The sequence below is a fragment of the Escherichia sp. WS1368 genome, from assembly GCF_046487485.1.
Lineage (GTDB): Bacteria > Pseudomonadota > Gammaproteobacteria > Enterobacterales > Enterobacteriaceae > Escherichia > Escherichia coli.
In genome coordinates, this window is record NZ_JBJQJI010000004.1 from 247674 (window position 1) to 259413 (window position 11740).

Annotated in this window: 7 protein-coding genes, 1 tRNA gene and 2 pseudogenes; 8 read left to right on the forward strand and 2 right to left on the reverse strand. The window is 52.2% G+C overall.

Annotated elements, in window-relative coordinates:
• Positions 1-8: 8 nt before the first annotated feature.
• Both ftsK and lrp read right to left on the reverse strand, forming a co-directional pair.
• Positions 9-4076 carry a DNA translocase FtsK gene (gene ftsK, locus ACJHYD_RS12270; protein ID WP_001550902.1) on the reverse strand — a complete coding sequence of 1356 codons (4068 nt, stop codon included), beginning with the start codon at positions 4074-4076 and terminating at the stop codon, positions 9-11.
• 134 nt (positions 4077-4210) lie between these two features.
• On the reverse strand, positions 4211-4705 hold the full coding sequence (gene lrp / locus ACJHYD_RS12275; protein WP_000228473.1) for a leucine-responsive transcriptional regulator Lrp: 495 nt from the start codon (positions 4703-4705) through the stop codon (positions 4211-4213).
• A gap of 544 nt (positions 4706-5249) precedes the next feature.
• Between lrp and trxB the strand changes: the two genes are divergently transcribed.
• From trxB to ACJHYD_RS12315, 8 genes and pseudogenes are all read left to right on the forward strand, one after another.
• Complete coding sequence (trxB, locus tag ACJHYD_RS12280; RefSeq protein WP_000537418.1) at positions 5250-6215, forward strand: thioredoxin-disulfide reductase; 966 nt, start codon at positions 5250-5252, stop codon at positions 6213-6215.
• 122 nt (positions 6216-6337) lie between these two features.
• Positions 6338-8104 carry a heme ABC transporter permease/ATP-binding protein CydD gene (cydD, locus tag ACJHYD_RS12285; protein ID WP_001043596.1) on the forward strand — a complete coding sequence of 589 codons (1767 nt, stop codon included), beginning with the start codon at positions 6338-6340 and terminating at the stop codon, positions 8102-8104.
• Entirely contained in the window at positions 8105-9826 is a 1722-nt protein-coding gene (cydC, locus tag ACJHYD_RS12290; protein WP_001550899.1) for a heme ABC transporter ATP-binding protein/permease CydC, read from the forward strand.
• Positions 9827-9867: 41 nt separating this feature from the next.
• Positions 9868-10572 carry a leucyl/phenylalanyl-tRNA--protein transferase gene (aat, locus tag ACJHYD_RS12295; protein ID WP_001241678.1) on the forward strand — a complete coding sequence of 235 codons (705 nt, stop codon included), beginning with the start codon at positions 9868-9870 and terminating at the stop codon, positions 10570-10572.
• Positions 10573-10717, forward strand: a pseudogene (locus ACJHYD_RS12300) (hypothetical protein); the annotation flags it as partial. It lies immediately after the preceding gene.
• 59 nt (positions 10718-10776) lie between these two features.
• A pseudogene (locus tag ACJHYD_RS12305) lies at positions 10777-10929 on the forward strand (hypothetical protein); the annotation flags it as partial.
• Positions 10857-11075, forward strand: a complete 219-nt coding sequence (gene infA, locus ACJHYD_RS12310) for a translation initiation factor IF-1 (protein ID WP_001040187.1) — start codon at positions 10857-10859, stop codon at positions 11073-11075. The pseudogene ACJHYD_RS12305 and the gene infA, both read left to right, overlap by 73 nt.
• A 253-nt stretch (positions 11076-11328) precedes the next feature.
• Positions 11329-11416: transfer RNA gene (locus tag ACJHYD_RS12315), tRNA-Ser, on the forward strand.
• Positions 11417-11740: the final 324 nt, after the last annotated feature.

Here is an 11740-nt window from a genome sequence, read left to right on the forward strand (position 1 = left end):
TGCATTAATTAGTCAAACGGCGGTGGGGCCAGCACTTCACGATTACCGTTGTGCCCCTGTTCGCTGACAATCCCCTGCGCTTCCATCTGTTCGATAATACGCGCTGCACGGTTATAACCAATGCGGAACTGACGCTGTACGCCAGAAATTGATGCTTTGCGTTTTTCAGTGACAAACTGCACCGCCTGATCGAACAACGGATCCAGCTCTTCAGCGCCATCGAAACCGCCCGCGCCACCTTCGCTTTCACTGTCGGAGGTGATGCCATCAACATACTGTGGGCGACCACGCGCTTTCCAGTCCTGCACCACGGCATGAACTTCCTGATCGCGAACAAAAGCACCATGAACACGTACCGGCAACGTGGAGTTCGGCCCAGAGTAAAGCATATCCCCCATACCCAGCAGTGATTCCGCGCCAGCCTGATCAAGAATGGTACGTGAGTCAATCTTACTGGATACGGTAAAGGCGATACGGGTCGGAATATTCGCTTTAATCAGACCAGTAATAACATCAACCGATGGACGCTGCGTTGCCAGTACGAGGTGGATACCCGCGGCACGGGCTTTTTGCGCCAGACGTGCTATAAGCTCTTCCACTTTTTTACCTACCGTCATCATCAGGTCGGCAAATTCGTCCACCAACACCACAATGTACGGTTCTTTTTTCAGCACCGGATGCTGGGCATCCATACTGTCACCCGGCTTCCAGTACGGGTCTGGAATCGGACGCATCATGCGATCGGCTTCAGCAATTTTTTCGTTATAACCCGCCAGATTACGCACACCTAGGGCGGACATCAGCTTATAACGACGTTCCATTTCATTTACGCACCAGCGCAAAGCGTTGGCAGCATCTTTCATGTCGGTAACGACTTCCGTTAACAGATGCGGAATGCCTTCATAAACCGAAAGCTCCAGCATTTTCGGGTCGATCATGATGAAACGCACATCTTCTGGCTGTGCTTTATAAAGCATGCTCAGGATCATCGCGTTCACCCCGACAGACTTACCGGAACCGGTAGTCCCCGCAACCAACAAGTGCGGCATTTTCGCCAGATCGGCAACCACCGGCTCACCGGCGATATCTTTACCCAGCACCACGGTTAATGGCGACGGATTATCGCGGAATTTGGCGTTATCCAATACTTCGCGCAGATAAACGGTTTGTCGTTTTTTATTCGGTAACTCCAGACCTACATAGGGTTTGCCAGGAATAACTTCAACGACACGCACCGCCACCGTCGAAAGTGAACGGGCAAGGTCCCGTGACAAGTTAGAAATGCGCGCCGCTTTTACGCCCGGTGCCAGGTTAAGTTCAAAGCGAGTGATAACCGGCCCCGGAGAGTAATTGACGACATCGGCTTTAATACGGAAATCAGCCAGACGCGCTTCCACCAGACGCGCCATTTGTTCAAGCGCAAAGGTATCTACCGGCTCCACTTCGCTCGGCGGCGGTGTCAGCAAATCCAGAGAAGGCAGCGGCGTCGTCGGTTTATGCAACGGACGGCTGTCACCATTGCGCATCAACAGCGGATGAAGCAGGGTATCATGCGGCTGCGGCGCAACTGGCTGTTGCGGCTGCTGATATTGCGGCTGCTGTGCAACCGGCTGTTGCGGCTGCTGATATTGCTGCTGCGGCGCAACCGGTTGTTGTGGCTGCTGATATTGCTGCTGCGGTGCAACCGGCTGTTGCGGCTGCTGATACTGCGGCTGCGGCGCAACTGGTTGCTGCGGCTGCTGATACTGTTGCTGCGGTGCAATCGGTTGTTGCGGCTGCTGTACAGGTTCAACAATTGGCGTAAACAACGGTTCGTGTGGACCATCATCCAGCAACGCTTTCATTGGCGAAAATTCAAAATCATCCAGCGTGAACGGATTCGCCCCAGCCGGTTGTTCGCCGGAATAACGTTGTTGTTGAGTTTGCGCAAACTGACGAGCCAGTTCAGCCTCTGCCGCAGCATCTGCATCTTCTGCGTTCACGGGCACATCATGTTGATACTGTTCGCCATAGCGTTGCTGCTGTGTCTGGGCGAACTGACGTGCCAGTTCATCCTGCTGCATCGCATCGATTTCATCATCGTTATACTGATCGCCGGAATCGTACTGATTGCGCTGAGCTTCACGGGCTTTTTCTTCTGCCGCACGCTGTGAGGGCAGCTTAATACCGTAAGACGCCAGTTCACGACGAGTTGGCACGCGGATACGTTTCGGTCGTGGCAACTGCGGGCCAATCCCCTCTTTGACCTGTGGACGCGGTCCAGCGCTATTTGCCAGACTGAAGACTGGCGCGGCAACGGTTGCGGCAGCCCCCGTCGCCAGTGTCGCTTTTTTCACGCCAGATGCCAGAGGGGAAACAGCGGCAGCGGCTTCCACTGGAGGTACTGCTGCAACAGAAGGTGTTTTCAGCGAAGATTTGATCGGTTCTGGTTCTTTAACCGGTTCAGGAATCGGTTGATACCAGGCCGCAAGTTGTTCACGTTCACGGGCACGCTTCTCTTCCACTTCTTCAAAATAGTAAAGCGGCGGACGCGCGGGTTTTGTCTCTTCTACAACGGGTTCAGGCTCCACAACAGGCTGCTGTTCAACAGGTTGCGGCTGTTGGTACAACGGCTCCTGAGCGACTGGCTGCTGATAAGTTTGCTCAGTCTGGTATGTAGACTGTGGAGCAAAAGTGGATTGCTGCTCTTCGGCTTGCCAGGCGTTACCTGCCACCGATTGTTCTGGCGCAGGGGCGTAATACGACTGTTGCGCAGACTGTTCCGGCGCAGTTGCGTAATACGGCTGCTGAACAGGTTGTTCCGCCGCAGGAGCGTAGTAAGGTTGTTGCACAGGTTGTTCCGCTGCTGGCGCATAATACGGCTGCTGTGGCTGTACAGGTTGTTGCAGCGGCTCATTATATTGCACTGCAGGCTGCGCATATTGTGGCTGCTGTGGGTAACCTTCCTGTGCAGGAGCAATAACCGGCTCTCCCGTTTGTGGCCCCGGTACAGGCTGCCAGGCTACTGTAGGTTGTGCAGGTGGAACATCAACAGAGGCAACAGGCGGCGTCTGAGTCACAGGTTCAACCGGCGCAGCCCAGCTTTGTGTCGCCGTGGTAGCAGCAGCTGCTACAGCAACAGGTTCGGTAATTGGCGCACCGTTTAATAATGGATCGTATTCGTCATATTCTGGCTGCGTTGCACGATTGCCCGAAAAGAGGACGTCGTCCGGGTCGGCAGCCACACCGCGTGCAGTGTAGGTAATCTCTTCTTCATCATCCATCCGCTTACCGGAGAACAACGCAGCATCTGTTTGCCGCCCCATCGGATTAATGAATTTTTCCGCCAACCGTTTACGACGCGCTAACGCGCCGCGAAGAATACGGGCACGGCGTGATTCATGCTGTTTGCCGTGATTTTCATCTTCATACTCTTCGTCGTCTTCATACTCATCTTCATCGACCCAGGTATCATCGCGACGGGTACGATTACTGGCGAAGGTGAGAATGTTTAAAATCCAGCCGCCGAGTTTTTCAGCAATGGTCACCCATGACCAACCGGTGAACAGCGTCAGACCCGCAGCCCAAACGCAGAGCAGCGCAATAGTTCCCCCGCTACTGTGTAGCAGTGGTTGTAGCGTAGTGCTTAGTAAGCTGCCAATGACGCCACCGGAGGCAAAATACCAGATATCGTCAGCGTTGATTGCCGCCAGACCACAGGAGGTAAGGATGAGCGCCAAAACGCCAATGATGCGTAGCGAAACGGCAAAATAATCAATGTATTCGTCGCTGGACTGATGACGCCAGGCAAACCAACAACCGCCGACAATAATGACGGGAATGGTGTAAGCCATCACGCCAAAAATAAAGAACAGCGTATCTGCCAGCCATGCACCGGGCATCCCACCTAAATTATGGATAGGTTCATGCCAGGCCGTTTGCGACCAGCTGGGGTCCGAAGGGTTAAAGCTTAGTAAGGCAGCCATCAACCAGACGGCAAACAGGACAATAAGGATCAGCAACGCCTCCAGAAGGCGGCGGCCGCTACTTAACTTTGTCAATGTGACTTCTTTGTCTTCAGTGTATTCCTGGCTCAAGAAAGGCTCTCCAGGTTACAGGCTTTTCCTGCCCGATGCTAAAACGGACAACAGTACCAGGTTACCCCAGTACTGTTGCTGTATGGATTAACAGGAGTGTAATCAAAATACGCCGATTTTGCACCTGTTCCGTGTTAGCGCGTCTTAATAACCAGACGATTACTCTGCTTGACTTCTTCCATAACAACGTATGTCCGTGTGTCATTGACGCCAGGCAGACGCAGCAGGGTTTCCCCCAGCAACTTACGGTAAGCTGACATATCCGGCACGCGTGTTTTCAACAGGTAGTCGAAATCACCAGATACTAAATGACACTCCTGAATTTCTTCAAGTTTTTGTACAGCGGTATTGAATTGTTCAAACACATCCGGTGCGCCACGATTCAGAGTAATCTCAACGAATACCAGAAGTGATGCATCCAGATAATGGGGGTTAAGCAGCGCCGTATAGCCCTGAATAAACCCTTGTCTTTCCAGCCGACGCACACGCTCAAGGCACGGCGTTGGGGAAAGTCCCACACGTTTAGAAAGCTCGACGTTAGAAATACGCCCATCCTTTTGCAACTCATTAAGAATGTTACGATCGATACGGTCGAGATCTTTGCCAGGGCGCTTCTTGCTATCTACCATTATTATTGTCTCTCTGTATTCCTTCCCTACTCCTGTCTGACCCTGAAACATCACTGTTCAGAGTCGCTACCCGTCACGATAGACCGAAATCATGAAGATTCACGGCGCGCAATGCCTGGGTCTACGGTGAGAAGACCGTTGCCTTGTGGCTGCTATCGACATCACGAATGGCGTCTGTCCACGCCATACGTAGATTTCACTAGCACGGTAAACATGGTATTTACATGCATGGTTATGCGCATATAAGAATACTGTTTTTTTTCTTCCTCGAATGTTTTCGCAAAACACCAGGGGATTGTCAAAGCAAAACATCGATTTTTAGTACAACATGCCAGATATTCATTACTAGGGGCGTTTATTCATCATTTAATCGGCTTATAAAGCGGGAAATTTAAGTAGCAGAGGTGATAATGACGGGAGAATTTGACCTGCTTATCGATGCTGCCGATTGCACAAATTGTTAACAAAATCGTCATACTCTTTTTTTACGTCTGTAAATTCCCTACAATCCTGCCCATTGTCTGCCAACAACTATGGGGATCTCATGGGCACGACCAAACACAGTAAACTGCTTATCCTGGGTTCAGGCCCGGCGGGATACACCGCTGCTGTCTATGCGGCGCGCGCCAACCTGCAACCTGTGCTGATTACCGGCATGGAAAAAGGCGGCCAACTGACCACCACCACGGAAGTGGAAAACTGGCCTGGCGATCCAAACGATCTGACCGGTCCGTTATTAATGGAGCGCATGCACGAACATGCCACCAAATTTGAAACTGAGATCATTTTTGATCATATCAACAAGGTGGATCTGCAAAACCGTCCGTTCCGTCTGAATGGCGATAACGGCGAATACACTTGCGACGCGCTGATTATTGCCACCGGAGCTTCTGCACGCTATCTCGGCCTTCCTTCTGAGGAAGCGTTTAAAGGCCGTGGGGTTTCTGCTTGTGCAACCTGCGACGGTTTCTTCTATCGCAACCAGAAAGTTGCGGTCATCGGCGGCGGCAATACCGCGGTTGAAGAGGCGCTGTATCTGTCTAACATCGCTTCGGAAGTTCATCTGATTCACCGCCGTGACGGTTTCCGCGCGGAAAAAATCCTTATTAAGCGTCTGATGGATAAAGTGGAGAACGGCAACATCATTCTACACACCAACCGTACGCTGGAAGAGGTGACCGGCGATCAGATGGGCGTCACTGGCGTTCGTCTGCGCGATACGCAAAACAGCGATAACATCGAGTCACTCGACGTTGCCGGTCTGTTTGTTGCTATCGGTCACAGCCCGAATACTGCCATTTTCGAAGGGCAGCTGGAACTGGAAAACGGCTACATCAAAGTACAGTCGGGTATTCATGGTAATGCCACCCAGACCAGCATCCCTGGCGTCTTTGCCGCAGGCGACGTGATGGATCACATTTATCGCCAGGCTATTACATCTGCTGGTACAGGCTGCATGGCAGCACTTGATGCGGAACGCTACCTCGATGGTTTAGCTGACGCAAAATAATTTTACAAATCAGTAACAAAAGTAAAGAAGGCGACACCATGCGACTATGGGTCGCCTTTATTTTTTCCTCGTTGTAACATTGCTCTGCAAATAATTCTGATAACTCACCTGCTAAGCGTGCAATGAATAAATCCCGTCAAAAAGAGTTAACCCGCTGGTTAAAACAGCAAAGCGTCATCTCCCAACGTTGGCTGAATATTTCTCGTCTGCTGGGCTTTGTGAGCGGCATATTGATCATTGCCCAGGCCTGGTTCATGGCGCGAATTCTGCAACATATGATTATGGAGAATATTCCCCGTGAAGCCCTGCTGCTTCCCTTTACGTTACTGGTTCTGACCTTTGTACTTCGCGCATGGGTGGTCTGGTTACGCGAACGGGTGGGTTATCACGCCGGGCAGCATATCCGCTTTGCCATCCGCCGTCAGGTTCTCGACCGTCTGCAACAAGCAGGGCCAGCGTGGATTCAGGGTAAACCGGCGGGGAGCTGGGCGACGCTGGTACTCGAGCAAATTGACGATATGCATGATTACTATGCACGCTACCTGCCGCAAATGGCGCTGGCAGTGTCGGTGCCGTTGCTGATTGTGGTGGCTATCTTCCCCTCTAACTGGGCTGCGGCGCTCATTCTGCTGGGCACTGCTCCGTTAATTCCGTTGTTTATGGCGCTGGTTGGAATGGGGGCTGCCGATGCTAACCGACGTAACTTTCTCGCTCTTGCTCGCTTAAGTGGGCATTTTCTCGATCGCCTGCGCGGCATGGAAACATTGCGTATTTTTGGTCGTGGTGAAGCTGAAATTGAAAGTATTCGTTCTGCTTCGGAAGATTTCCGCCAACGGACAATGGAAGTGCTACGGCTGGCGTTTTTATCCTCCGGCATTCTCGAATTTTTTACCTCGCTGTCAATTGCTCTGGTGGCGGTCTACTTTGGTTTTTCCTATCTCGGCGAGCTGGATTTTGGTCACTATGATACTGGCGTGACGCTGGCTGCGGGTTTTCTGGCCCTGATCCTTGCGCCGGAGTTTTTCCAGCCATTACGCGATCTCGGTACGTTTTATCATGCTAAAGCCCAGGCTGTTGGTGCAGCTGACAGTTTGAAAACGTTTATGGAAACCCCGCTTGCCCATCCGCAGCGTGGTGAGGCGGAATTAGCATCGACCGATCCGGTGACCATTGAAGCCGAGGAGCTGTTTATTACATCACCAGAAGGTAAAACGCTGGCCGGACCGCTGAACTTTACTTTGCCAGCAGGCCAACGTGCCGTGTTGGTTGGTCGCAGCGGTTCAGGTAAAAGCTCACTGCTGAACGCGCTTTCTGGTTTTCTCTCATATCAGGGATCGCTACGAATCAACGGGATAGAATTACGCGATTTATCACCGGAATCATGGCGTAAACATCTCTCCTGGGTTGGGCAAAACCCACAATTACCGGCAGCAACACTACGGGATAACGTACTACTGGCACGACCTGATGCCAGCGAACACGAGTTACAAACAGCGCTGGATAACGCCTGGGTCAGTGAGTTTCTACCGCTCCTGCCACAAGGCGTTGATACGCCTGTTGGCGACCAGGCTGCCCGCCTTTCCGTGGGGCAGGCACAGCGCGTGGCGGTGGCCCGAGCATTACTAAATCCCTGTTCGCTATTACTGTTGGATGAACCCGCTGCCAGCCTTGATGCTCACAGTGAACAGCGCGTAATGGAGGCGCTTAATGCCGCCTCTCTGCGCCAGACAACGTTAATGGTCACCCACCAGTTAGAAGATCTTGCTGACTGGGATGTCATTTGGGTAATGCAGGATGGTCAGATTATTGAGCAAGGACGTTACGCGGAATTAAGCGTGGCTGGTGGTCCTTTCTCCACATTGCTGGCCCATCGTCAGGAGGAGATTTAAATGCGCGCTTTGCTACCCTATCTGGCACTGTATAAACGTCATAAATGGATGTTAAGTCTTGGTATTGTGCTGGCAATTGTCACGCTGCTCGCCAGTATCGGTCTGTTGACACTTTCCGGCTGGTTCCTCTCGGCCTCAGCGGTAGCGGGGGTTGCCGGACTGTACAGCTTCAACTATATGCTACCCGCTGCGGGCGTGCGTGGTGCAGCAATCACCCGTACTGCCGGGCGCTATTTTGAACGTCTGGTAAGTCACGACGCGACTTTCCGCGTGTTGCAGCATCTGCGCATTTATACCTTCAGCAAATTGCTGCCCCTCTCCCCTGCCGGACTGGCGCGCTATCGTCAGGGCGAATTGCTCAACCGCGTGGTGGCGGATGTTGATACGCTCGATCATCTTTACCTGCGCGTTATCTCGCCGCTGGTGGGCGCTTTTGTGGTGATTATGGTGGTGACAATCGGGTTAAGTTTCCTTGATTTCACCCTCGCCTTTACGCTGGGCGGCATTATGTTACTGACGCTTTTCCTGATGCCACCGCTGTTTTATCGTGCGGGAAAAAGCACCGGGCAAAATCTGACTCATCTTCGCGGGCAGTATCGCCAACAACTGACGGCCTGGCTGCAAGGGCAAGCTGAGCTGACCATTTTTGGTGCCAGCGATCGTTATCGCACGCAGTTAGAGAATACCGAAATTCAGTGGCTGGAAGCGCAACGACGTCAATCTGAACTCACCGCATTGTCGCAAGCGATAATGCTGCTCATTGGCGCGTTAGCGGTGATCCTGATGCTGTGGATGGCGTCTGGCGGCGTTGGCGGCAATGCTCAACCCGGCGCGTTAATTGCCCTGTTTGTCTTCTGCGCGTTAGCCGCGTTTGAAGCACTGGCACCAGTAACGGGTGCATTTCAGCATCTGGGGCAAGTCATTGCCTCTGCCGTTCGGATCACTGACTTAACGGATCAAAAACCGGAAGTCACCTTCCCTGATACCCAAACTCGTGTTGCCGATCGCGTTTCGTTGACGTTACGGGATGTTCAGTTCACTTATCCGGAGCAATCCCAACAGGCACTTAAAGGGATTTCTCTTCAGGTAAACGCCGGAGAACATATAGCGATTCTCGGGCGAACCGGATGCGGCAAATCAACACTGTTACAACTGCTGACCCGCGCATGGGACCCGCAACAGGGCGAGATTTTGCTTAACGGTAGCCCCATAGCCAGCCTGAATGAAGCGACTCTACGACAGACCATCAGCGTTGTTCCTCAGCGAGTGCATCTGTTTAGCGCCACGCTGCGTGATAATCTGTTACTCGCCTCGCCTGGCAGTAGTGATGAGGCTCTGGCGGAGATCTTACGTCGCGTTGGTCTGGAGAAGCTGCTCGAGGATGCAGGTCTCAACAGTTGGTTAGGTGAAGGCGGACGCCAGCTCTCCGGTGGTGAACTGCGCCGTCTGGCTATCGCCCGTGCGCTGTTACATGATGCGCCGCTGGTATTGCTGGATGAACCTACAGAAGGCTTAGATGCCACAACCGAAAGTCAGATCCTTGAATTGCTTGCAGAAATGATGCATGAGAAAACGGTGTTAATGGTCACCCATCGACTTCGCGGACTCTCTCGTTTCCAACAAATAATAGTGATGGACAACGGGCAAATTATTGAGCAAGGTACTCACGCAGAACTGCTTGCCAGACAGGGGCGTTATTACCAGTTTAAGCAGGGTTTGTAAGCTATTATTGAACGATCCGACTTGCGTGGAGTTTTGCGGTCATGCGCCTGGTTCAGCTTTCTCGCCATTCAATAGCCTTCCCTTCCCCGGAAGGCGCATTACGTGAGCCTAACGGCCTGCTGGCACTTGGGGGCGATCTTAGCCCTGCACGCCTGTTAATGGCTTACCAGCGTGGTATTTTTCCGTGGTTTTCTCCCGGCGACCCCATCCTCTGGTGGTCGCCCGATCCCCGCGCGGTGCTTTGGCCTGAATCACTGCATATCAGCCGTAGTATGAAGCGATTTCATAAACGCTCGCCCTATCGTGTCACGATGAATTACGCTTTTGGTCAGGTCATTGAAGGCTGTGCCAGCGATCGCGAAGAAGGAACCTGGATCACGCGTGGCGTGGTCGAAGCCTACCATCGCCTTCACGAACTCGGTCATGCCCACTCCATTGAAGTCTGGCGTGAAGATGAGCTTGTCGGCGGTATGTACGGCGTGGCCCAGGGAACGCTATTTTGTGGTGAGTCCATGTTCAGCCGGATGGAAAATGCGTCTAAAACGGCGCTTCTGGTATTCTGTGAGGAATTTATTGGTCATGGCGGTAAGCTTATCGACTGCCAGGTACTTAACGATCACACAGCGTCGCTTGGTGCCTGCGAAATTCCCCGCCGGGATTACCTCAATTATCTCAATCAAATGCGCCTCGGACGATTGCCGAATAATTTCTGGGTACCACGGTGCTTGTTTTCACCACAAGAATGAATGTTTTCGGCACATTTCTCCCCAGAGTGTTATAATTGCGGTCGCAGAGTTGGTTACGCTCATTACCCCGCTGCCGATAAGGAATTTTTCGCGTCAGGTAACGCCCATCGTTTATCTCACCGCTCCCTTATACGTTGCGCTTTTGGTGCGGCTTAGCCGTGTGTTTTCGGAGTAATGTGCCGAACCTGTTTGTTGCGATTTAGCGCGCAAATCTTTACTTATTTACAGAACTTCGGCATTATCTTGCCGGTTCAAATTACGGTAGTGATACCCCAGAGGATTAGATGGCCAAAGAAGACAATATTGAAATGCAAGGTACCGTTCTTGAAACGTTGCCTAATACCATGTTCCGCGTAGAGTTAGAAAACGGTCACGTGGTTACTGCACACATCTCCGGTAAAATGCGCAAAAACTACATCCGCATCCTGACGGGCGACAAAGTGACTGTTGAACTGACCCCGTACGACCTGAGCAAAGGCCGCATTGTCTTCCGTAGTCGCTGATTGTTTTACCGCCTGATGGGCGAAGAGAAAGAACGAGTAAAAGGTCGGTTTAACCGGCCTTTTTATTTTGTGATATGTATGAAGTACTTTGGAAGTATAAGTCCATAACTTGTCTCGATGTAGATATACTGCACAACTTGTTTACAGTATGAGCAAACAATAATTATCATTAAAATTCTTCTTGACCGTTTTACTCCAACTCCCTATAGTAGCGCCCCGTTGCCACCCATGAGGTTTGGTAGCAAAACAATTTGGTGAGGTGTCCGAGTGGCTGAAGGAGCACGCCTGGAAAGTGTGTATACGGCAACGTATCGGGGGTTCGAATCCCCCCCTCACCGCCATATTTAAAGAAAAGCTCGTACGAAAGTGCGAGCTTTTTTTTTCGCATATTGCACTCCAGGGGGGATGAGAAGCCCCGACCGGGGTTCGACAACTGGCGCAGCCAGTTGGACAGACCACGAACACAGTGAGTGGGCTGCCCGCAGGGCGAGCGAAGCGAGTCAATCCCCCCCTCACCGCCATATTCAAAGAAGAGCTCGTACGAAAGTGCGAGCTTTTTTTTCGCATATTGCACTCCAGGGGGGATGAGAAGCCCCGACCGGGGTTCGACAACTGGCGCAGCCAGTTGGACAGACCACGAACACAGTGAGTGGGCTGCCCGCAGG

Bases quoted from the DNA above. Each gene is read 5' to 3' on its own strand.
- lrp (WP_000228473.1), bottom strand. From the start codon at position 4,705: ATGGTAGATAGCAAGAAGCGCCCTGGCAAAGATCTCGACCGTATCGAT.
- cydD (WP_001043596.1), top strand. From the start codon at position 6,338: ATGAATAAATCCCGTCAAAAAGAGTTAACCCGCTGGTTAAAACAGCAA.
- aat (WP_001241678.1), top strand. From the start codon at position 9,868: ATGCGCCTGGTTCAGCTTTCTCGCCATTCAATAGCCTTCCCTTCCCCG.
- cydC (WP_001550899.1), top strand. From the start codon at position 8,105: ATGCGCGCTTTGCTACCCTATCTGGCACTGTATAAACGTCATAAATGG.
- infA (WP_001040187.1), top strand. From the start codon at position 10,857: ATGGCCAAAGAAGACAATATTGAAATGCAAGGTACCGTTCTTGAAACG.
- trxB (WP_000537418.1), top strand. From the start codon at position 5,250: ATGGGCACGACCAAACACAGTAAACTGCTTATCCTGGGTTCAGGCCCG.